A 21,274-nucleotide genomic window follows, 5' to 3' on the forward strand; every position below is an offset into this window, starting at 1 on the left:
GTGTGAAGATGGATAGGAGAGACTGAAGTGCCTAGTCTCGGAACAAGACTTCTGTGAGAGCGTATGCGGTTGGGTGTGGATGTGTCAGGTTGTCGAAGTTGGGGAGAGGTTTATTTTTGATTGTTTTTCTTTCCCGTGGTGACGGTGAGAATGCGTGTGTGTCGGATTCGCAGCCCGCGTCCCCGTCGCACACGGCTGTCGCAATCGCGGGGCTGGTGCCGGGGATCGGGTCGGAGGATGAGTCCCCGCACCCGACGAGGGCCAAAGCGGCGGTGGTAACGGCAAGGGCGAAGCTTGTAGTTCTCTTGGACATAGCATGGAGTTTACTCAATGCCTCCCCAGCAAGCTTGTCATTTGCCCATTACGGTGGGGCGCATGGACGGTTTGCAGTTCCACGACATCGATTCCCCGATCGGTCGCCTTGGCCTGGTGATATCGAGCAGGGGAGTGGCCAAGGTCCTGCTTGAGGCCGACGACATTGAGACGGAGCGTGCCCGCGTCGCCGAATATGCTGAGATCCCCCTCGCTGCGCACCAGCTCGAGGAGTATTTCGCGGGCAGGCGGCAGCAGTTTACGGTGCCGCTTGACTTCCGCTTCGCCACCGATTTCCACCGCCAGGTTCTTGAGGAGCTCGCCCGCGTGCATTTCGGCGACACCACGACGTACAAGGCGCTCGCGGAGCGCGTCGGCAACCCCAAGGCAGTGCGCGCTGTGGGCAGCGCGTGCGCACGCAACCCGCTGCCCCTGCTCGTGCCCTGCCACCGCGTGCTGCGTGCCGACGGTTCGCTCGGCGGTTATCGTGGCGGTAAGCAGGCAAAACGTTTTCTATTGAATCTGGAGGGCAACAATGTCTGATGGTTTTCTCAAACGGGGCAGCGCGCCGGGCTCAGCCGCCGCCGAGGCCGCGGGTCTTCGCTGGCTGCGCGAGGGGTCGTCGGCGGTGGTCGAGGTGCTTTCGCTTGACGACGCCGCAAATACCCTCACCATCGAGACCGTCAACCCTGCACGCCCCACCGCTGAGTCCGCGGCTCAGGCCGGACGCGAGCTGGCGGCAGTCCACGCGGCAGGCGCTCCCGCCTTCGGTGCCCCGCCGACCGGGTGGGACGGCCCCAACTTCATTGGCCGCCTCGAGCAGGAGTGCACACCAACGGAACGTTGGGCGGACTTCTACGTGCACCAACGGGTTCTGCCATTCGCCCACTCCGCGCACGAAGTGGGCAATCTCGACGCGCGGGGGTTGGAGGAGGTCGCCCGTGCTTGCGATGCGCTGCTTGAAGAAGACGAGGATGCCCCGCTTGCGCGCATCCACGGCGACCTATGGGTCGGCAACCTCCTGTTTAGCCCGGAAGGTCCCCGTTTTATCGACCCAGCTGCGCACGGCGGGCACCCGCTCACCGATATCGCGATGCTGGAGCTGTTTGGCGCGCCCTACTTTGACGCGATCGTGGACGGCTACGTGCGCGCCGGTGGGGTGCTCGGCAGTGCTGAGATCGCAGACGCCTGGCGGGCCCGCATCCCGATCCACCAGCTCCACCCGTTGGCGGTGCATGCCACCACGCACGGGCCCAGCTACGCATCCGCGCTGGTCCGCGCCGCGCACGACACTCTTGACGCAATGTAATACCTGTATTACTCTCATGTATTACATGTAATACATCAATGTAGGTGCAGGAGGTTGTTGGTGATGAGCGAGGTAGAAAAGCGTCTTGAGCAACTTCTGCAAGAAAAGCGGAAGGCGGGAGCGACCGTGTCGATGCGAGAGCTGAATCAGAAAACCAGGGACGTGATTGCGCGGGTGCGCAATGGCGGCGAGACCTTGACGGTGACTGATAGGGGCGAACCTGTGGCGGAGATCCGGCCGGTGGGCGAGCGCAGCCCCATCGACCTGATGGAAGAGGCCGGCTTGGTCGTGCGCCGTGGCAGGCCTTTCAAGATCACGTGGGAGCTTGCGCCCAACAACGGGCTGACGCTTGAGCAATTTCTCGCTGAGGAGCGGGAGGAGGCGGAGCTGTGATGCGCCAACTGTATGTGGACACCTCGGCGATCATTCCCACGATGAGCAGCGAAGTCTATACGAAATGGGCCAAGGACGTACTTGACGGGCATGGGTTGGTGAGCTCTGTGCTGACCGAAGTTGAGCTGACTAGGTACACGTACCGTGCGGGGATGGATCCGAAGAGTGCAGATGAGGTGGCGGAGGGCCTTCTGACGCTCGCGATTGATTCGAGAGTGTTGCAGGCTGCAAAACTCATTATCGGCAAAGTTAAGACGCTCGACGCCATCCACCTCGGCACGTGGGTGCAGGCGCGCGCGTTCGGGCTCGACTGCGATTTCGTCACAGCGGACCGGCGCCTCGCCGCGGCGGCACAGGGCATCGGCGCACGCGTCATCCACCCCTTCGAGGACCTTTAGTCGGCGGTGTTGCGCCACCAGGTTTCTCGCGGGCCCGGTGGCAGGTGGCGCTTGTGCTGGCCGACGTGCCACAGGTGCGCCAGGCGCGCCGCTGCCTCTGCGGGGACGGGCTTGCCTTCCAGGTAGTCGTCGATAAGCGGATAGCTCACGCCGAGCGCCTCCTCGTCAGGCAGCGCCGGGCGATCCTCCTCCAGGTCCGCGGTGGGCACCTTCTCCCACAGCCGTGGGTTCGCTCCCAGGTGCTTAAGCAGGGCGGCACCCTGGCGCTTGTTCAGACCGGCAAGGGGGAGGAGGTCGGCCGCGCCGTCGCCGAACTTGGTAAAGAACCCGGTGACGTTTTCTGCCGCGTGGTCGGTGCCGATGACTAGGCTGCCGCGCTCGCCGGCGATGGCGTACTGGGCGACCATCCGCACGCGCGCCTTCACGTTGCCCTTATTGAAGTCGCCGAGGCCAGGCGCCCCGAGCGCGTCCGCCACTTGCGCCCCCAGCGCGTCCGTGGCGGGTTTGATGTCCACGGTGACCGTTTCGTCCGGTTGGATGAATTTGAGGGCGAGCTGCGCGTCGTCCTCATCCGCCTGCACCCCATACGGCAGGCGTACGGCGGTAAACGTCGCCTCCGCGCCGTCGGCTCGGCGCTGTTCAACCGCGAGCTGGGCGAGTCTGCCTGCGAGCGTGGAGTCCTGCCCGCCGGAAATGCCCAGCACGAAGCCTTTCGCTCCCGTGGCGGCGAGGTAATCGACGAGGAAGTCCACGCGGGTGCGCACCTCCGCATCTGTATCGATCAAGGGGCGGGTACCCAGGGCTTTTATGATCTCTGACTGCAGGTTTTCGGGCTGGTAAGACATGACATTCATCGTAGCGGCCGCCAAGATGAGTTTTCATGGTTCAAAACACACGTTCCCGTGCCGGTGACACGCAGCGTTACGTGCGCACTGTCGCCGCGATCGCCGCCCTTGGCGGCCTCCTTTTTGGTTATGACACCGGCGTGATGAGCGGCGCGCTGCTCTACATCACGCCCGAGTTCGGCATGACGCCCAGCCAGGAGGGCCTGGTCACCTCCATGCTGCTCGTGGGCGCGGCCATTGGTGCAATCGTCGGCGGCGCGGTCGCCGACGCACTCGGCAGGCGCCGCACGCTCATCGTCGGCGGCGTGCTGTTCATCCTCGGTTCAATTTGGTGCGCGATGGCCGACGGGGTCGGCGCGCTCGCCGCGGCGCGTACCTTCCTCGGCGTGGGCGTGGGTGGCGTGTCCATCGTCACCCCGATGTACATCGCGGAGATGTCGCCCGCGAAGGTCCGCGGCAAGCTGGTCTCGCTGAATACGCTGATGATCGTGGTGGGCCAACTGCTCGCGTACCTGGTTAACTCTCTGCTTGCGCGCACGGGTAGCTGGGAGTGGATGCTCGGCCTGGCCGCCGTGCCGGGCGCGGCGCTGGCTATCGGCATGTTCCTGCTGCCGGAGACGCCGCTGTGGCAGGCTCGCCGCGGCGCACGCGCGAAGGCGGAGGCCACCGCGGCGCGCATCGGTATGAGCGCGGCGGAGCTCGAGGAGCTGCTGGCTAACGACGCCCGCACGCGCCAGGCCGCCTCCCGCGGCGAATGGCGTACGCTGCGCAAGACCAAGTGGCTGCGCTCCACCGTGATCGTCGCGGCGCTGTTGGGCATTACCCAGCAGGTCACGGGCGTTAATGCAATCGTCTACTTCGCGCCGACGATGATGAACACGGTGGGGCTGTCGACCGAAAACGCTATTTACACTTCGATCGTGATCGGCCTTGTTTCCGTTGTGGCCTGCTGGGTCGGGCTGCAGGTGGTGGACAAGATTGGGCGGCGCCGCCTCCTGCTCATCGGCCTGACAGGCAACGTGATCTTCCTGGTGGCGCTCGCTGTGATGTACCGCGCGGCTGAGAATAACGCGGGCCTGGCGCTAGTGGCGCTGGCGTGCATGGCCGGGTTTATCGCCTCCCAGCAGGCGGCGGTCTCGCCGACGACGTGGTTGCTCATCTCCGAGCTTGTGCCGCCGCAGGTTCGCGGCGTGGGCATGGGTCTGGCGGGCCTGGCGCTGTGGGTGATGAACTGGATCGTCGCCCAGTTCTTCCTCCCGCTTGTCGACGTCACCTCCGCCACCTTCACCTTCCTGCTGTTCGCCGTCTTCGGCGTGGTGGCCGCGCTCTTCGTGCGCCGCCAGGTGCCTGAGACAATGGGGCGCAGTCTGGACGAGGTGGCCGATGAGATGCGCGAGCGCTTTGATCCCGGGTTTGGTAACCAGGCAAAGAGCGTGTAACCTTAACCGACGTGTCGCGACCCGGCATGCCCAACACTCACACAACGTGCTGCGAGTGTGGGGTGGTGAGTCCGCAGGTCGTCAGAGCAATGCAACTTCGAGAAGAAAGGAGCGCCCGATGAAGGTCCGCAAGTCGCTTCGGTCGCTGAAGAACAAGCCGGGCGCCCAGGTTGTGCGTCGCCGCGGCAAGGTCTACGTGATCAACAAGAAGGAGCCGCGCTTCAAGGCTCGCCAGGGCTAGTTCCCTTACTCGGCGCACGGCGTCGCACCTTCAAGGGTGCGATACCGTGCGCCGTTCTGCTGCCCCGCCACCGCCCCGTGATACCCCGGGCGGTGGCGGGGCAGCAGCTGTTTCACGGCGTCTAGTGAAATTAAATACCACCGTTGTGAGCCGGTTTTCGCCCCGGAACTTACATGGAAGTGGTTATAGCGAACTACATGTAGGTAAGCCGGGGGCGTCATCCTGGGAATACCATGCCTGTAACTACTACATGTAGTAGCGGTTGCCATATATTCCCCCAAGGTATAGTGTTTGTTGGTGTCGCGCCGAGAACGTCGGCGCCCAAGATTTTTGGTTCAGTTTCCCGCAAACGCTACAGAAAGAGCCCACAGGTTATGTCTTCTATCACCGTGTACACCAAGCCCGCTTGCATGCAGTGCAAGGCGACCACCAAGGCCCTCGACAAGGCTGGCCTGGAGTACTCCCTCGTGGACATTTCCGTGGACGAAGAGGCACGTGACTACGTGATGGCCCTTGGCTACCTGCAGGCCCCGATCGTGGAGGTCGACGGGGAACACTGGTCCGGCTTCCGCCCGGACCGCATCCGCGGCATCCAGTCCGCAGCTTAAAAAGCAGCACGCTTCACCCAGAGCCGTCAATTCCTGTGGTTGGCGGCTTCACGTTTATCTGCACCCGCTCTTGACAAGAATGAAATAAGTAGGCACTCATGCTCGTCGTGTACTTTTCCTCCACTACCGAAAATACGAAGCGCTTCGTAGACAAGGTGGGGTTGCCCAGCGCGCGGATCCCGCTGCGGCGCGGCGACGCCCCGCTCGAGGTGGACGAGCCCTATGTGCTGGTGTGCCCGACGTACGGGGGCGGGGCGTCGATAAGCAATGGCTACTCTCGCCCCGTGCCACCGCAGGTCATCCGCTTTTTGAACAACCCGCGCAACTGCGGGCTGATCCGTGGGGTGATTGCCGCGGGCAACTCGAACTTCGGGCCCGACTACTGCATCGCCGGCGACATCATCTCCGAAAAGTGCGGCGTGCCTTACCTCTACCGGGTCGAGCTGATGGGCACCGCCGAGGATGTTGCGCGTGTGCGCACCTCGCTTCTCGACGGCGCGCACACCCTCGGCCTGACCCCCTTGAGTGAAGAAGCACGCGAGGCGCTTGCCCCGCTGCCGGCAGACAATAGCGACCGGCTGACTGCACTGCGCGCCAAATACCAGGGCAAATACCGCACCGCCTGACGCGGCAAACCACAAACTTGTAACCTAGACAACCGACATACTTGGAACATGAAAGGCCCCGCTGTGTCTACCTCTGAAATGCACGGAAAAGTCGTCCCCGAGCCGGTCAACGCCGCTGACCAGCTGGATTACCACGCTCTCAACGCGCTGCTGAACCTGTACGACGAGAACGGCAAGATCCAGTTCGACAAGGACCGCGAGGCCGCCAACCAGTTCTTCCTCCAGCACGTCAACCAGAACACCGTGTACTTCCACGACCTGGAAGAGAAGATGAAGTACCTGGTGGACAACAAGTACTACGAGCCCGAGGTGATCGAGGCTTACGACTGGGAGTTTGTCAAGGACACCTTCAAGCGCGCCTACGCCTTTAAGTTCCGCTTTAAGTCCTTCCTCGGCGCGTACAAGTACTACACCTCGTACACGCTGAAGACCTTCGACGGGCGCCGCTACCTCGAGCGCTTCGAAGACCGCGTGGCCATGACGGCGCTGTTCCTCGCCGACGGCAACGAGGAGCTCGCCTCCGCGCTGGTGGACGAGATTATGACCGGGCGCTTCCAGCCCGCTACCCCGACCTTCCTGAATGCGGGCAAGGCGCAGCGCGGAGAGCTCGTGTCCTGCTTCCTGCTGCGCATCGAGGACAACATGGAGTCCATCGGGCGCGCGATTAACTCCTCGCTGCAGCTGTCCAAGCGCGGCGGCGGCGTGGCGCTCCTGCTCTCCAACATTCGCGAGTCCGGCGCGCCGATCAAGCACATCGAGAACCAGTCCTCCGGTGTGATCCCCGTGATGAAGCTTCTGGAGGACTCCTTCTCGTATGCCAACCAGCTCGGTGCCCGACAGGGTGCTGGCGCGGTGTACCTGAACGCGCACCACCCGGACATCATGAAGTTCCTGGATACCAAGCGCGAGAACGCGGACGAGAAGATCCGCATCAAGACGCTCTCGCTCGGAGTGGTCATTCCGGACATCACCTTCGAGCTGGCCAAGCGCAACGACGACATGTACCTGTTCAGCCCGTACGACGTCGAGCGCGTCTACGGCAAGCCTTTCGCCGACATCTCGGTGACGGAGAAGTACGAGGAGATGGTCGAGGATCCGCGTATCCGCAAGTCCAAGATCAACGCGCGCCAGTTCTTCCAGACTGTCGCGGAGATCCAGTTCGAGTCCGGCTACCCGTACATCATGTTCGAGGACACCGCGAACCGCGCGAACCCGGTCAAGACCGGCCGGATCAACATGTCCAACCTCTGCTCCGAGATCCTCCAGGTCAACTCGCCGTCCGAGCTGAACGAGGACCTCACCTATGCCGAGGTCGGCCACGACATTTCCTGCAACCTGGGCTCGCTCAACATCGCCATGACGATGGACTCGGACAACTTCGCCCGCACCGTGGAGACCGCCATCCGAGGCCTGACCGCGGTGGCGGACAAGACTGCCATCCACTCCGTGCCGTCTGTGCGCGAGGGCAACGACGCCTCGCACGCGATCGGCCTGGGCCAGATGAACCTGCACGGCTACCTCGGCCGCGAGCACATCCGCTACGGCTCCGAGGAGGCCCTCGACTTCACCAACGCCTACTTCGCCGCCGTGATGTACCAGGCCATCCGCGCCTCGCACACAATCGCGGTGGAGAAGGGGGAGCGGTTCGCTGACTTTGACAAGTCCGAGTACGCCAGCGGCGAGTTCTTCGACCGCTACGATCCGGCGGATTTCCAGCCGAAGACCGACAAGGTCAAGGCGCTTTTCGACGCCTCCAACATCGCCGCCCCAACCGCCGAAGAGTGGGAGCAGCTGAAGCAGGACGTCGCCCGCGACGGCATCTACAACCGCTACCTGCAGGCAGTGCCGCCGACCGGCTCGATCTCGTACATCAACAACTCCACCTCGTCGATCCACCCGATCGCCTCCAAGATTGAGATCCGCAAGGAGGGCAAGATCGGCCGCGTCTACTACCCGGCGCCGCACATGGACAACGAGAACCTCGAGTACTTCGAGGACGCCTACGAGATCGGCTACAAAGCGATCGTGGACACCTACGCTGTGGCCACCCGCTACGTGGATCAGGGGCTGTCGCTGACCATGTTCTTCAAGGACACTGTGACCACCCGTGACCTGAACCGTGCTCAGATCTACGCGTGGACCAAGGGCATTAAGTCGCTGTACTACATCCGCCTGCGCCAGATGGCGCTGGAGGGCACCGAGGTCGAGGGCTGCGTGTCCTGCATGCTCTAGACCTAGCCTTCAGGCCCTAGCAGCAGAGAAGCCCCGCCGCACCGGAAACGGTGCGCGGGGCTTTTGCGGCGGTTTACGCGAGGCGGTTAGATCGCCAGGAACTCCTTGATACCGGTGAGCAGGTTGCGGGAGGCGCGTTCGGAGTCGGGGGCGTTGCCGTCGATAATCGCCTGGGCCAAGTCGATGTGGATCCGCATCGCGGGCACCGACGGCTCGTCCGGCATGATGCCGTAGCGGGTGCGGCCTTCCAGCACGTGCATGATCGGGTCGGCGAGCGTGGAGAACATTTCGTTGCCGGAGGCGTGCAGGATCAGCGTGTGGAATTCCTTATCCGCGTCGAGGAATTCGTCCGAGTTGCCGACGCCGGCCTCGGAGAGCTCGACCAAAAGGTGGGCGAGCTCCAGCAGGCGCTGCGACTGCGCCGGGGTGGCGTGGGTTGCGGCGAGTGAGGCCGCGATCGGCTCGACGGCGGTGCGCAGCTCGTTGAGCGAGGTGATCTGCGCAGGCCGCTGCTCGGCGCACGACAGGCGCCAGTTGATCACGGACCGGTCAAACACGGCCCAGTGCTCTGCGGGCAACACCTTAATACCGACGCGGCGGGAGGAGGAGACGAGGCCGAGCTGCTCGAGCGCGCGCATGACCTCGCGCGCCACGGTCCGCGAGATGCCAAAGCGGTTGGACAGGTCCTGGAGCGTGAACGTGTGGCCGGGCTCAAGCGCGCCGGAGACGATTTGCTCGCCCAGGGTGTCGAGGATGGATGTGAGTAGTGGCTCTGCTGAAGGTTCGTGGGGTGCCGCCATGGCGATTCGACCTCATATGGTGGGTAAAAGGGAATTAGAATTACCATTATCTTAATCCAGGACGGGCGTAATCCAAACCTCGGCCCACGGCCGTTGGGTGCCTGGCTTACCTCACGCCGGATTGGCTAGGATGTGAGCCATGAGTGAGGAATATCAGGAGTATCTGGATAGCCACCCCAACCCGATTAAGGCCATCAACTGGAACGAGATCCCGGACGAGAAGGATCAGGAGGTGTGGGATCGGCTGACCGGCAACTTCTGGCTGCCGGAGAAGATCCCCGTGTCCAACGACATCCCGAGCTGGAACACCCTCAATGACGCAGAGCAGCTCGCAACGATGCGAGTGTTTGCCAACTTGACGCTGCTGGACACGATCCAGGGCACGGTCGGCGCGGTGTCGCTGATTCCGGATGCGCGCACGATGCACGAGGAGGCCGTGTACACCAACATCGCCTTCATGGAGTCGGTGCACGCGAAGTCGTACAGCAATATTTACATGACGCTGGCGTCCACGCCGCAGATTAACGACGCCTTCCGTTGGACCGAGGAGAACGTCCAGGTGCAGCGCAAGGCGAAGATCATTAAGTCCTTCTACCGCGGCGACGACCCGCTGAAGAAGAAGATCGCTTCGGTGATGCTGGAGTCCTTCCTCTTCTACTCGGGCTTCTACCTGCCGCTGAATTGGTCGGTGCACTCCAAGCTGACCAACACCGCCGACATTATCCGCCTGATCATTCGCGACGAGGCGGTGCACGGCTACTACATCGGCTACAAGTACCAGGTGGGCATTCGAGACGAGTCGCCGCAGCGCCAGGAGGAGCTCAAGGAGTACGCCTTCGACCTGCTCTACGACCTCTACGAGAACGAGCAGCAGTACACCGAGGACATTTACGATCCGCTGGGCTGGACCGAGGACGTGAAGCGCTTCCTGCGCTACAACGCCAACAAGGCGCTGAACAACCTCGGCTACGAGGGTCTCTTCCCGGCCGATGAGACGAAGGTGTCGCCGGCCATCCTCGCTTCCCTCTCCCCGAATGCGGATGAGAACCACGACTTCTTCTCGGGCTCGGGCTCGTCCTATGTCATTGGTAAGGCGGAAGATACCGCCGATGAGGATTGGGACTTCTAAAGCATGCTTATCGACGCCGCGCAGTCCCCGACACGCGATCATCCTAAAGTTTGATCCCCAACGGGGTACCTGCGGGCGTCGTTTGTAGTGGTTGACCACGTTTGGGGTCAATCCCGCGCACCTCTTCCTAAGCCGGGGCCGATATGCCGCTTCTGCAGCGGCGATGGCAGGCCGCATGAGGGTGCGCGGGATTCTTCGTGGACGACCTGGCCTTTGTGTGTTGCTCGCCACTGTCAATCGCGCGCGCAGCGGGGCACAAGGGCCTATTGTTAAACCTGTAGCTGGCCTGGGAGGGCTGGCAATTTCATAAGGCGATCACCTATGATGAACCGGTATCGCAAAGGTCTCGCTCCATACCGGGGCGAGCCGTAGTCAGGAGGATCGAATGACCGCTGTGGCGCCAAGGCTGGACAATCACGTCCCGCCGACACGTCCGGAGCCGACGGGTAACGCTCGTCGTGGCTCCAAGTTTTACATGCAGCTAACCACGACCGACCATAAAGAACTGGGCATCATGTACATCATCATGTCCTTCCTGTGGTTCTTCCTGGGCGGACTTATGGCGCTGCTTATCCGTGCGGAGCTTTTCAGCCCCGGCATGCAGTTCCTGTCCAACGAGCAGTTCAACCAGCTGTTCACCATGCACGGCACGGTGATGCTGCTGGCCTTTGGTACCCCGATCGTGTGGGGCTTTGCCAACTACGTGCTGCCGCTGCAGATCGGCGCACCGGACGTGGCCTTCCCGCGTCTGAACGCCTTTGGTTTCTGGCTCACCAGCGTTGGTGTTGTCGCCATGCTCGCTGGCTTCCTTACTCCGGGCGGTGCGGCCGACTTCGGCTGGACCATGTACATGCCGCTGGCTGACGCGGTCCACACCCCGTCCGTGTCCGCAAACCTGTGGATCATCGGTGTGGGCGCAACCGGTATCGGTACCGTCGCCTCGGCGATTAACATGCTCACCACCGTGCTCACCATGCGCGCACCGGGCATGACCATGTTCCGCCTCCCGGTGTTCACCTGGACCATCTTCGTGACCTCGATCATCGCACTGATGATTTTCCCGCTGCTGCTCGCTGCTGCGCTCGGCGTCCTGTACGACCGTCTGCTCGGCGCGCACATCTACGACACCGCGAACGGCGGCACCATCCTGTGGCAGCACCTGTTCTGGTTCTTCGGTCACCCTGAGGTGTACGTCCTGGCTCTGCCGTTCTTCGGCATCATCTCGGAGATCATCCCGGTCTTCTCCCGCAAGCCGATCTTCGGCTACATTGGCCTGGTCTTCGCAACGCTGGCTATTGCTGGTCTGTCCATGGCTGTGTGGGCGCACCACATGTTCGCCACCGGCGCGGTGCTGCTTCCGTTCTTCTCCTTCATGACCTTCCTGATCGCCGTGCCGACCGGTGTGAAGTTCTTCAACTGGGTCGGTACCATGTGGAACGGTCACATCACTTTCGAGTCGCCGATGCTGTGGGCGATGGGCTTCCTGTTCACCTTCCTCTTCGGTGGCCTGACCGGTATTATGCTGGCCTCCCCGCCGCTGGACTTCCACCTGCACGACTCCTACTTCGTGGTCGCGCACTTCCACTACACCCTGTTCGGTACCGTGGTGTTCTCCGCAATCGCTGGCGTCCACTTCTGGTTCCCCAAGATGACGGGTCGCATGCTGGATGAGCGTCTGGCTAAGTGGTCCTTCTGGCTGGTCTTCATCGGCTTCAACATGACCTTCCTGGTTCAGCACTGGCTGGGCAACATGGGCATGCCGCGTCGTTACGCTGACTACCTGGACACCGACGGTTTCACCTTCCTGAACCAGGTTTCCACCGTCGGCTCCCTGATCCTGGGTATCGGTATGCTGCCGTTCATCTGGAACGTCTTCAAGTCCTGGCGTTACGGCGAGGTCGTCACCGTGGACGACCCGTGGGGCTACGGCAACTCGCTCGAGTGGGCCACCTCCTGCCCGCCGCCGCGCCACAACTTCACCTCCCTGCCGCGTATCCGCTCCGAGCGCCCGGCGTTCGAGCTGCACTACCCGCACATGGTGGAGACCCTGCGCCGCGAGGCCCACACCGGTCACAGCACCGAGGGTCCCGCAACGTGGAAGGGCGAGACTACCGGTTCCACAGCCGCGACCAAGTAGTCGCCGTGTAACGCGATAGGCGCTAACCCCCTGACAGCGAACCCCTCACCGGCTGGTGAGGGGTTTTGCTGTGCTATGGTCAGCTGTTGTGACTGATCAGCCAGCGTTTGAAGTAGAACTGCAGCCCGGTTTGAAGGCCGCAGTCATCTCCACCTCCGGCCCGGACCGCCCCGGTGTGTCCGCCGAATTCTTTACCGTGCTCGCGCGCCATGGCGTGCAGGTCCTCGACGTGACCCAGACCGACTTCCGGGGGCGCATGATGCTCGCCGCGCTCGTCGGCATGGACCCGCTCGAACTCACCGACATTGAGCGGGAGCTGCGCGCGGGCCTGTGGGAGTACGGTCAGCGCGTCAACATCGAAACCGACGCCGCCGCGCGCGCCGTGTCCCGTCCACGCTCTACCCACGTCCTTGTCGCGCTGGGTAACCCGGTCAACGCCGAGGCGATCTCGAAGGTGGGTACCGAGATGGCGAAGGTGGGCGCGAACATTGACGCCATTCGCGGGATCACCCAGTACCCGGTCACGGGCCTTGAGTTCCGTATCACGATGCCGGACTACACCCCGGGCGATGGCCAGGAACTGCGAAAGCGCCTGGCAGAGCTCTCGGCGGAGCTGGGGATCGACCTGGCGATGGAGCACGCGGGCCTGCACCGCCGCGCCAAGCGCTTGGTGTGCTTCGACTGCGACTCCACGCTGATTACCGGCGAGGTCATCGAGATGCTGGCCGCGCACGCTGGCCGCGAGGCGGAGGTCGCCGAGGTGACCGAGCGCGCGATGCGCGGCGAGCTGGACTTCGAGGAGTCGCTGCGCGAGCGTGTCAAGGCCCTTGCCGGGTTAGACGCCTCGGTGATCCAGCAAGTCGCCGCGGATATCCAGCTCACCCCGGGCGCGCGCACGACTATCCGCACGCTGAACTCCCTGGGGTACCGAACGGCGGTGGTTTCGGGCGGGTTCATCCAGGTACTCGAAGACCTTGCAGAGGACCTGGAACTCGACTACGTGCGCGCGAACACGCTGGAAATCGAAGACGGCAAGCTGACCGGCCGCGTCATCGGCAAAGTGGTTGACCGTAAGGCAAAGGCGGATTTCCTCGCCGAGTTCGCCGCGGACTCCGGACTGGACATGTCGCAAACTGTGGCCGTGGGCGATGGCGCTAACGACATCGACATGCTTTCGCGCGCTGGCCTGGGCATTGCCTTCAACGCTAAGCCGGCGCTCAAGGAGATCGCGGACGCCTCGGTGAACTTTCCGTTTTTGGACGAGGTGCTTTACATCCTGGGCATCCCGCGCGAGGAGATCGACTCTTCCGACGAGGCCGCTGGCATCGACGACCGACGTCCGCTGTGACGAGTTCGGCACATGGGTTGCTCGCGGCGTCGATAGGCAAGGGCTCGGGCGACCCTGACGACCCCGCAGCGGTGCAGGCCATGCAGATGGTCATCAACCTGCCGAAGCAGGACCCTCCTTCGCGTAACGCCATGCTGGTGTGCGCGGCGCAGGCCGTGGCCCTGGTGTGCCTCGACGAGCGGGCAGGCCGCGAGGGCTTTTGGCGCGAGCGGCTCGACGCCTGGTACTCGCGCCGCATCCGGAAGGTCGCGCGGCGCGCCCGAAATAAGGCATGGGAGGACGTGCAGGCGCTGCCAGGGATCACCGTGGGGTGCGTACGCGCGTTCGTACCGTGCGCTGTGTCCGAGGTGCCGCACGAGGTGGCGAAGCTGCAGATCCGCGGCACCGACCTGCCAGCGGATACGCACCCGCCGCTTTTCGACGACACCGCGCCCACCATCGTCGTTGACGCCTCCCTCGAGATGACAGCCGGAAAGGCCGCCGCCCAGGTGGGGCACGCCTCGATGCTGTATGCGGCAGCACGGACGGAGGAGGAAGTGCGCGAGTGGGTGGCGGCGGGCTGCCCGCTGAACGTGCGCGAAATGGACGCGGACGTGTTCGCGGCCTGTGCGGCCGATCCGCGCGCCGTGCCGGTGCGGGATGCGGGCTTTACCGAAGTTGCGCCCGGTTCCACGACGGTGCTCACGCTGCCGCCGGGCGTAATTTCCGAGCGGAACTAGCCCCGTTTGACCAGGCGTTCGAGCGCGCCGGTGACTACATCCAGGCGGTCGGTCTGCCAAAACGGGGGCAGGGAGCGCCGCAGGAACGCGCCGTAGCGCTTGGTCACCAGGCGGTTGTCCAGCACAGCGACGACGCCGCGGTCGTCCACGGAACGCAGCAGGCGGCCGACGCCCTGGGCCATGAGTAGTGCGGCGTGGGTGGCGGAGACCTCCATGAACCCGGAGCGGCCCGCGGCGTCGGCTGCGTTCGCGCGTGCCTGGAGCAGCGGGTCGTCGGGGCGAGGGAAAGGGATACGGTCGATGAGCACGAGCGAGAGCGCGCTGCCGGGCACGTCGACGCCCTGCCACAGCGAAAGGGTGCCGAAGAGGCAGGAGTTTTCCGCGTTGCTGAACTCCGTGACCAGCGCGCCGGTGGAGTCCTCGCCCTGGAGGAGGATGTCAAAGGGCAGGCGCGCCCGCATGGCCTCGGCGGCCTGCTCGGCAGCGCGGCGGGAGGAAAACAGCCCGAGGGTGCGCCCGCCCGCGGCGGTAATCAGCGTGGCGATCTCGTCCAAGGTTTCCGTGCTCAAGCCGTCGCGGCCGGGTGCGGGCAGGTGGCGGGCGGTATATAAGATGCCGGACTTCGCCGGATCGAAGGGGGTGCCGGCGTCCAGGCTGTCCCAGGAGCCGCTGGGAAGGCCCCAGGCGGCGGCCATCGCGTCGAAGTTGCCGCCGACGGTCAGCGTGGCAGAGGTGAGCACGACCGTCTGCTCGCCGAAGAGGTTGTCACGCAAAAGGGCGGCCACGGACAGGGGAGCCACGGCAACGGAATCCCCGAAGCGTTCGCTGCGGGTGAGCCACACCACGTCGGTGTGCTTGGCCGGGTCGTCCTCGTCGAAGACGCCGAGGATGCGCACGATGGCGTCGTGGAGGTCGCCGAGGTGGTTCTTCAAGTTGGTGCGCTCGGCGAACTCCTCCGGGTTGTTCTCGGACTCTCCTTCGGGGCTATCCGCGATGCTCAGGCGCGTTTTCCACAGCGCGTCGCGCAGCGCGGCGAAGGCACCACGGGCCGGCTCCGAGATGCGTTCCCAGCGGCCGGGCTGCTCAAGATCCAACACCGCTGCGAGGTCGTCCTTGACGTTCTCGAGCTCTTCGCCATCGCCGCCGATCTTGGTGGCGCGGCGCGCGGCAAGGGTGAGCGCGCGAGCGGAGATCTCGTTGGTGGCCACCGAGGTGATGCGCTGGTCCAGCTCGTGGGCCTCGTCGATAATCACGGCGTCGTGCTCAGGCAGCACGTTGGTGTCCGACAGGGCGTCGATAGCCAGCAGCGCGTGGTTGGTCACCACGATGTCCACGTCGCGGGTCTTCTCGCGCGCGAGCTCGGCGAAGCACTCCTCGCCGTGCGGACAGCGCGCCGCCCCCAGACATTCGTTGGAGGTCACCGAGACCTGCCGCCACGCCAGGTCCGGGACGCCCGGGGTGAGGTCGTCGCGGTCGCCGGTTTCTGTCTCCTGGGCCCACTCGGCGACGCGCTTGACGTGGCGGCCGGTCCAGGAGAGCTCGGCATCGTCGATAAGCGAGTCTTCGCCCTCATCCTGGGCGAGCTTGTTCAAGCACAGGTAGTTGTTGCGGCCCTTTTGAATTGCAAACGTGGGGCGCTGCGGAAGGTGCGGCTCCAGCGCATCCGCGAGCCGCGGCAGGTCGCGCTGCACCAGCTGGCGCTGGAGCGCGAGCGTGGCCGTGGAGACGACCACCGTCGTGTCGTTGGCCTGGGCGTAGCGCACCGCGGGCACGAGGTAGGCGAGCGACTTACCCGTGCCGGTGCCGGCCTGGACTGCGAGGTGGCGCTGTGAATCCAGTGCCTTCGCCACTGCCTCCGCCATGCGGTGCTGGCCCTCGCGGCGCGCGCCACCAAGGGCTTCAACCGCGGCGTCCAAAAGCTCAGTCGTTGCTCGACTTAAGGAGACGTCGCCGCGGGCGCTGGTGGGGGCGCTGGAGGGGACAAGGTCGGGTTCGCTCACATCGTGCAAGTGTAGCGGCAAGCGGGGGAGGGGATTACTCGCCGGGGTCGGGGAAGCCGACGAAGCGGGTCGGGATCGCCGCATCGCCGCGCGAGAGCGCCAGGCCCTCCCAGGGGAGCGTCTCGCGCGCGGTGGAGTGCAGTGCGCGGGCCTTTTCCAGGCCACCGTGCTGTGCTTCGTAGTCGGTGACGAGTTCGCCGTCGCGCATCATCGGCACGACCAGCTCCTGGTAGTCCAGGTTGGGCTTGCGGGTGATCTCGCCGTCCAGCGGGCAGATGATCTCGGCAACGGCGACGCCGGAGGCGCGGTAGCCGCGCAGCGCCGTCTTCGCCCCGCCGTAGGTGCGCTTGCCCGAGGAGCGCTTCGCCACGGGGTGGCCGTCGACCTCGACGAGCTTGTACACCAGCCCGGCGGTGGGCGCGCCGGAGCCGGTGACCACCGAGGTGCCGACGCCGAAGCCGTCGACCGGGTCGCCGCGCAGCCCGGCGATGGTGAACTCGTCCAGATCGGAGGAGACGATGATGCGGGTGTTAAAGGCCCCGGCCTGGTCCAGCTGTTGGCGCACGCGACGCGAGACGATGCCCAGGTCACCGGAGTCGATGCGGACCGCGCCCAGGTCGGTGCCGGCGACCTCGAGTGCGTGCTCCACGCCCTTGGTGATGTCGAAGGTGTCCACCAGCAGGGTCGTATCCACACCCAGGCGGTCGATCTGTGCCTGAAAGGCTGCCTTTTCGTCCGGCACGCCGTCTTCGCCCACGTGCAGCAGGGTCCAGGAGTGCGCGGCGGTGCCTGAGGGCGGGATGCCGTGGCGTAGTGCGGCCTCCATGTTGGAGGTGGCATCGAAGCCCGCGATGTAGGTGGCGCGGGCGGCGCTGACGGCGGCCTGCTCGTGGGTGCGGCGCGACCCCATCTCGATGATCGGGCGCCCGTCCGCGGCAGAGACCATGCGTGAGGCGGCCGAGGCCACGGCGGAGTCGGCATTCAGGATGGACAGGATCACGGTCTCCAAGATGACGCACTCGGCAAAGGTGCCGCGCACCGTCATGATGGGGGAGTAGGGGAAGTAAATATCGCCCTCCCGGTAGCCGTCGATCTGCCCGGAGAAGCGGTAGTCGGCCAGGTAGCGCTTCGCTTCATCGGACAGGAAATCGGCCGCGGCGAGCTGGTCCTCGGTAAAGCGGAACTTGGCGATCGCGTCGAGCACGCGCGCGGTGCCGGCGACCACGCCATAGCGGCGCTCGCTGGGCAGCCGGCGGGTAAAGACCTCAAAAGCGCACTCGCGGTGCGCGGTACCGTCCTGCAACGCGGCGTCGAGCATTGTCAGCTCGTACATGTCGGTGAGGAATGCGGTGGAATACGCGGAGTCAGTCATAGTGATACAGACTACGCCCTGCTAGTGCGAGAAGGCCACGACCACCCACACCTCGCCATGGCCGTAGGCCACGCCGACGCCCATGTAGCGGTGCTCCGGGTTCAAAAGCACGTCCATGTGCTTCTGCGAGTGGATGATCAGCTCCAAAAAGGCGTGCCCGCTCGCGTTCTCCAACGGCATGCTCGCAGAAACCTGGCCGATGTCTCGGCCATCGTCTGGCTCCAAGTTCAGCTGCGTCTTTGTCACCGCGTTGCCCTCTGCGTGCTGCTGGGCGAGGCGCTGCAGTTCGGGGTCGAGGCTGACGGGCGGCAACGCGTCGTCGCTACGCAGCTGGCGCACCGCGGTGAAGAAGTCCTGACGGATCTCTTCGAGCTTCTGGCCGGTTTCAAAATCGGGCGCGACGTAACCTGCCCGGCGATCATCTACCGTCGGGTTGGAGGAGCCGCCCGCGGGCTGGTGTTGCGCGGCGCTGACGGTCACCGCGACGGCGGAGATGAGGCCAAGCACTCCGAGGATGGTGCGCAGCAACTGCTCGTTGCTCATCGGGAGTTTCTGCATGGGGCGCGCGCCTTTCCGTCGTAAGGGAGGGGACTTGCAAGGACTTGCAAGGATGCATTGCAGCCTAGCAAGTGGCCGCGCAACGTGCCTGGCTGCCAACCGGTAGGCTGGGGCGCATGAATTGCGAATCCACGAGCCAGGTCCCGCAGCTGAGCTCGCCGATGGCAACGCCGGACCTGGAAGAAGACCTGAAGTTTGAGGTTGCCACCGGCGAGAACCTGCCATGGATGTGCATTGTGTGGGACGACCCGGTCAACCTGATGAGCTATGTCACCTACGTGTTCCAGACTGTCCTGGGCTACGACCGCAAGCGCGCGAACGAGCTGATGATGCAGGTGCACACCGAGGGCAAGGCCGTGGTCTCCTCGGGCGAGAAGGACAAGGTCGAGGGCGATGTGAAGAAGCTGCACACCGCCGGCTTGTGGGCGACCATGCAGCAGGCAGGGTAGAAGGGGACAAAAAGCATGCAGCCGTGGAGGCGAAAGAAGGCCCTGATGCGTTCGGGTGCCAAGTTCACCACCAAGTTTGATCCGCTGGAGCGGGAGGTGATTGGGGACCTCACCGCGACGGTGTCCGAGGCGCTGATCGCGCGCGCCCAGTCCGCGCCGAAGGACGAGTTCGCCGAGATGATGGGTCTGTCCACCGGGCATACGGAGGCCCCGCAGGATCCGAAGTTGGCGCGCCTGTTGCCTGATTTTGAGCGGGAGGGCGATGAGGAGTTCGACGGCGACAACGGGCTGTTGCGCAGCCTGCACGAAAACGACATCATCCGCGCGAAGCTGATGAACATCCGCGTGGTCAACGACGCGCTTGGCCCCGATGGTGGCGTGGAGGTCACCATCGACGAGGAGGAGGCACACCAGTTCGTCGCCGCGCTCAACGACATGCGTCTCTACATTTCCGCCGATGATCGCGGTGGCGAGGGCCAGGCCCAGGACCGTGAGCGCCTCATGGAGTGGCTCGCCTTCTGCCAGGACTCGTTGCTCGATGTCTTAAGCGAGTGAGCCATTGCTTGTCGACGATGCGGTGCACCTCCCCTGCGCCCACCTCTCCCTCAGCGATACCGGCGTCACGGCGTTTGTCTCCGCCGACCCGCGGGGGATGCTCGCGGCCGTGGACGTGCGCGGCGGCGGGCCGGGAACCCGCGAAACCGACCTGCTAGACCTGCACAACACGGTCGAGCGCGTGCATGCCATCCTGTTGTGCGGCGGCTCTGCCTTCGGGCTGGCGGCAGCCGACGGGGCGATGCGCGAGCTGGAGTCCCGCGGGGTGGGCTTCCCGGTTTTCGGCGAGGATTCGCCGGGCCCGCGGGTGCCGATCGTGCCCGCGGCTGTCATTTTTGATCTGGCAGTGGGCGATCCCGCGCACCGTCCGAGTGCCGAGGATGGCGCGGCAGCCGTTGCGGCTGCGTGCGACGGGACTGTCACGAGCCCGGCGCAGCTGGAATCCGGCAGCGTTGGTGCTGGCTGCGGCGCAACCGCGGGCGTGTTGCGTGGCGGGTTCGGGACCGCCTCGCGCGCCGCGTCCGCAGGCACGGTCACCGCGGCGGTGGTAGCGAACCCGCTGGGTGCGGTCGTGGACGCACGCACCGGCCTGCTTTTCGGTGATCCGGGCGCGCCCGCGGTGGATACGCAGCGCTTCGTCCAGCTCAAGCGTCCCGCCCCGCAGCTGAACACCACCATCGGCGTGCTGGCCACCGACGCGGCGCTGCCCCCGGTTCAACTCAAGCGGCTCGCCATTGCCGGTCACGACGGTTTGGCCCGCGCGATCCGCCCGGCCCACTCGCCGCTGGACGGGGACACGCTCTTCGCGGTGTCTGCTCCGCGAGACCACGACCGAGAGGTCATGCCGTGTAGCCCGGAGGCGCTCGCGGAGTTGGGTGCCGCGGCGGCGGACGCCGTGGAGGCGGCGATCGTGGACGCAGTGCGCTCGGCCGGAAGCGGTTTCGGTCTGACCGCGTGGCGCGATCTCGCACGTGACTGATCGCGACCGCGGTTCGCGTGCGCCGCTACACTGGGTCAACGATGACTCACAACCCTTACGGATCTAGTCCTTACCACCCCGATGGCTGGGGTTACGGGCAAACCGGCCAGCCCGGCTACGGCAAGCCGTTCAACCGCCCTTTCTCCCACCCGGAGAACCAGCCACCGGCCTTCTCTTACCACCAGCAGCCGCTGGACAAGAGCGCCAAGCGGAAGCGGCAGCGGCGCACAGGGTGGCGTTTCGCGTTGACGTACCTGGCAGTGATCTGGGTTGTATACGCCTTGAACGCCCTGGTGTTCGACGGCGCACTGTGGGTTTTCGGCATCCAGCCTCTCGACCTTTCGACAATCTGGCACATCTTTACCTCCCCACTCCTGCACGCGAACCTGGAGCACATCGTGGGTAACTCGATTCCGGGCGCGATCTTCGCCTTCCTCATCGGGTACTCGGGCAAGCGCGTCTTCTGGGAGGTCACTACCTTCGCCATGCTGGTCAGCGGCTTGGGTACGTGGTTGATCGGCGGAATCGGCACGAACCACATTGGTGCCTCCGGCGTGATCTACGGGTGGCTGACGTACCTGCTGCTGCGCGGCATCTTTAACCGTTCCTTGCCGCAGATCATCCTGGGACTTATCCTGGCGTTTTTCTACTCCAGTCTGATTTGGGGCGTACTGCCTGGTACTCCTGGGGTGAGCTGGCAGGCTCACCTGTGCGGCGCGATCGGCGGTCTGCTCGCGGGCATGTTCATTACCTCCGACGACCCGCCTGAGCTGGTGGCTAAACGAGAGGCGAAGCACGCGCGAAAGCAAGCAGGGAGGTAGAAAG

The 21,274-nt window shown here is 64.5% G+C and carries 22 protein-coding genes; 17 read left to right on the forward strand and 5 right to left on the reverse strand.

From position 1 onward, the window contains the following. Positions 1 to 375: 375 nt before the first annotated feature. The 4 genes from HMPREF2990_RS00010 (at position 376) to HMPREF2990_RS00025 (ending at position 2,412) form a co-directional block, all read left to right on the forward strand. The gene (locus tag HMPREF2990_RS00010) at positions 376 to 855 is read left to right on the forward strand and encodes a methylated-DNA--[protein]-cysteine S-methyltransferase (protein ID WP_070762089.1); all 480 of its coding nucleotides are present in this window, start codon (positions 376 to 378) and stop codon (positions 853 to 855) included. Further along, complete coding sequence (locus HMPREF2990_RS00015; protein WP_070762090.1) at positions 848 to 1,621, forward strand: fructosamine kinase family protein; 774 nt, start codon at positions 848 to 850, stop codon at positions 1,619 to 1,621. The genes HMPREF2990_RS00010 and HMPREF2990_RS00015 overlap by 8 nt, the downstream gene beginning before the upstream one ends. A gap of 63 nt (positions 1,622 to 1,684) precedes the next feature. Continuing rightward, the gene (locus HMPREF2990_RS00020) at positions 1,685 to 2,014 is read left to right on the forward strand and encodes a type II toxin-antitoxin system Phd/YefM family antitoxin (RefSeq protein WP_070762091.1); all 330 of its coding nucleotides are present in this window, start codon (positions 1,685 to 1,687) and stop codon (positions 2,012 to 2,014) included. Next, a complete protein-coding gene (locus HMPREF2990_RS00025) occupies positions 2,014 to 2,412 on the forward strand; it encodes a type II toxin-antitoxin system VapC family toxin (RefSeq protein ID WP_070762092.1) in 399 nt (132 codons plus the stop codon). The genes HMPREF2990_RS00020 and HMPREF2990_RS00025 overlap by 1 nt, the downstream gene beginning before the upstream one ends. Here the strand turns inward: HMPREF2990_RS00025 and nadE are convergent. Then, complete coding sequence (gene nadE, locus HMPREF2990_RS00030; protein ID WP_070762093.1) at positions 2,409 to 3,266, reverse strand: ammonia-dependent NAD(+) synthetase; 858 nt, start codon at positions 3,264 to 3,266, stop codon at positions 2,409 to 2,411. The two genes, HMPREF2990_RS00025 and nadE, sit on opposite strands and share 4 nt — an antisense overlap. Before the next feature lie 26 nt (positions 3,267 to 3,292). Here nadE and HMPREF2990_RS00035 point away from each other — a divergent pair, with 26 nt between their 5' ends. From HMPREF2990_RS00035 to nrdE, 5 genes are all read left to right on the forward strand, one after another. Then, positions 3,293 to 4,696: a sugar porter family MFS transporter gene (locus tag HMPREF2990_RS00035; protein WP_070762094.1), complete on the forward strand. Its 1,404-nt coding sequence runs from the start codon at positions 3,293 to 3,295 to the stop codon at positions 4,694 to 4,696. A gap of 118 nt (positions 4,697 to 4,814) precedes the next feature. Beyond that, on the forward strand, positions 4,815 to 4,937 hold the full coding sequence (gene ykgO, locus HMPREF2990_RS00040) for a type B 50S ribosomal protein L36 (RefSeq protein ID WP_005511141.1): 123 nt from the start codon (positions 4,815 to 4,817) through the stop codon (positions 4,935 to 4,937). A 374-nt stretch (positions 4,938 to 5,311) separates the two neighbouring features. Further along, on the forward strand, positions 5,312 to 5,545 hold the full coding sequence (nrdH, locus tag HMPREF2990_RS00045; protein WP_038592204.1) for a glutaredoxin-like protein NrdH: 234 nt from the start codon (positions 5,312 to 5,314) through the stop codon (positions 5,543 to 5,545). A gap of 98 nt (positions 5,546 to 5,643) precedes the next feature. Beyond that, positions 5,644 to 6,171 carry a class Ib ribonucleoside-diphosphate reductase assembly flavoprotein NrdI gene (gene nrdI, locus HMPREF2990_RS00050; protein ID WP_083316887.1) on the forward strand — a complete coding sequence of 176 codons (528 nt, stop codon included), beginning with the start codon at positions 5,644 to 5,646 and terminating at the stop codon, positions 6,169 to 6,171. Between the two features lie 78 nt (positions 6,172 to 6,249). Then, on the forward strand, positions 6,250 to 8,403 hold the full coding sequence (gene nrdE, locus HMPREF2990_RS00055; protein WP_141757731.1) for a class 1b ribonucleoside-diphosphate reductase subunit alpha: 2,154 nt from the start codon (positions 6,250 to 6,252) through the stop codon (positions 8,401 to 8,403). 86 nt (positions 8,404 to 8,489) lie between these two features. Here nrdE and HMPREF2990_RS00060 read toward each other — a convergent pair whose 3' ends face one another. Continuing rightward, the gene (locus tag HMPREF2990_RS00060; protein WP_070762096.1) at positions 8,490 to 9,203 is read right to left on the reverse strand and encodes a FadR/GntR family transcriptional regulator; all 714 of its coding nucleotides are present in this window, start codon (positions 9,201 to 9,203) and stop codon (positions 8,490 to 8,492) included. A 139-nt stretch (positions 9,204 to 9,342) separates the two neighbouring features. Here HMPREF2990_RS00060 and nrdF point away from each other — a divergent pair, with 139 nt between their 5' ends. The 4 genes from nrdF to HMPREF2990_RS00080 all read left to right on the forward strand — a co-directional run bounded on the left by nrdF (position 9,343) and on the right by HMPREF2990_RS00080 (position 14,536). Beyond that, on the forward strand, positions 9,343 to 10,332 hold the full coding sequence (gene nrdF / locus HMPREF2990_RS00065; protein WP_038592195.1) for a class 1b ribonucleoside-diphosphate reductase subunit beta: 990 nt from the start codon (positions 9,343 to 9,345) through the stop codon (positions 10,330 to 10,332). 385 nt (positions 10,333 to 10,717) lie between these two features. Further along, a complete protein-coding gene (gene ctaD / locus HMPREF2990_RS00070) occupies positions 10,718 to 12,469 on the forward strand; it encodes an aa3-type cytochrome oxidase subunit I (RefSeq protein WP_070762097.1) in 1,752 nt (583 codons plus the stop codon). 88 nt (positions 12,470 to 12,557) lie between these two features. Next, positions 12,558 to 13,817, forward strand: coding sequence for a phosphoserine phosphatase SerB (gene serB, locus HMPREF2990_RS00075; RefSeq protein WP_083316888.1), 1,260 nt, complete (start codon positions 12,558 to 12,560; stop codon positions 13,815 to 13,817). Beyond that, the gene (locus tag HMPREF2990_RS00080) at positions 13,814 to 14,536 is read left to right on the forward strand and encodes an aminoacyl-tRNA hydrolase (protein ID WP_070762099.1); all 723 of its coding nucleotides are present in this window, start codon (positions 13,814 to 13,816) and stop codon (positions 14,534 to 14,536) included. The genes serB and HMPREF2990_RS00080 overlap by 4 nt, the downstream gene beginning before the upstream one ends. Here the strand turns inward: HMPREF2990_RS00080 and HMPREF2990_RS00085 are convergent. Genes HMPREF2990_RS00085 through HMPREF2990_RS00095 form a run of 3 tightly spaced genes read right to left on the reverse strand, consistent with a single transcriptional unit; the run spans position 14,533 to position 18,466 of the window. Further along, a complete protein-coding gene (locus HMPREF2990_RS00085; RefSeq protein WP_070762100.1) occupies positions 14,533 to 16,536 on the reverse strand; it encodes an ATP-dependent DNA helicase in 2,004 nt (667 codons plus the stop codon). The two genes, HMPREF2990_RS00080 and HMPREF2990_RS00085, sit on opposite strands and share 4 nt — an antisense overlap. Positions 16,537 to 16,570: 34 nt before the next feature. Next, complete coding sequence (locus HMPREF2990_RS00090) at positions 16,571 to 17,908, reverse strand: nicotinate phosphoribosyltransferase (protein ID WP_070762101.1); 1,338 nt, start codon at positions 17,906 to 17,908, stop codon at positions 16,571 to 16,573. Between the two features lie 21 nt (positions 17,909 to 17,929). Next, positions 17,930 to 18,466 carry a CAP domain-containing protein gene (locus HMPREF2990_RS00095; RefSeq protein WP_070762102.1) on the reverse strand — a complete coding sequence of 179 codons (537 nt, stop codon included), beginning with the start codon at positions 18,464 to 18,466 and terminating at the stop codon, positions 17,930 to 17,932. A 116-nt stretch (positions 18,467 to 18,582) separates the two neighbouring features. Between HMPREF2990_RS00095 and clpS the strand changes: the two genes are divergently transcribed. The 4 genes from clpS to HMPREF2990_RS00115 are packed head-to-tail and all read left to right on the forward strand — an operon-like array spanning position 18,583 to position 21,270. Continuing rightward, positions 18,583 to 18,915 (forward strand): ATP-dependent Clp protease adapter ClpS, encoded by a 333-nt coding sequence (clpS, locus tag HMPREF2990_RS00100; RefSeq protein ID WP_083316890.1) that lies wholly within the window; start codon positions 18,583 to 18,585, stop codon positions 18,913 to 18,915. A gap of 15 nt (positions 18,916 to 18,930) precedes the next feature. Then, positions 18,931 to 19,470, forward strand: a complete 540-nt coding sequence (locus HMPREF2990_RS00105; protein ID WP_070762103.1) for a DUF2017 domain-containing protein — start codon at positions 18,931 to 18,933, stop codon at positions 19,468 to 19,470. A gap of 4 nt (positions 19,471 to 19,474) precedes the next feature. Then, positions 19,475 to 20,449 carry a P1 family peptidase gene (locus HMPREF2990_RS00110; RefSeq protein WP_070762104.1) on the forward strand — a complete coding sequence of 325 codons (975 nt, stop codon included), beginning with the start codon at positions 19,475 to 19,477 and terminating at the stop codon, positions 20,447 to 20,449. A gap of 41 nt (positions 20,450 to 20,490) precedes the next feature. Beyond that, positions 20,491 to 21,270, forward strand: coding sequence for a rhomboid family intramembrane serine protease (locus HMPREF2990_RS00115; RefSeq protein WP_083316891.1), 780 nt, complete (start codon positions 20,491 to 20,493; stop codon positions 21,268 to 21,270). Positions 21,271 to 21,274: the final 4 nt, after the last annotated feature.

The sequence above is a fragment of the Corynebacterium sp. HMSC071B10 genome (assembly GCF_001814825.1).
Classification (GTDB): domain Bacteria; phylum Actinomycetota; class Actinomycetes; order Mycobacteriales; family Mycobacteriaceae; genus Corynebacterium.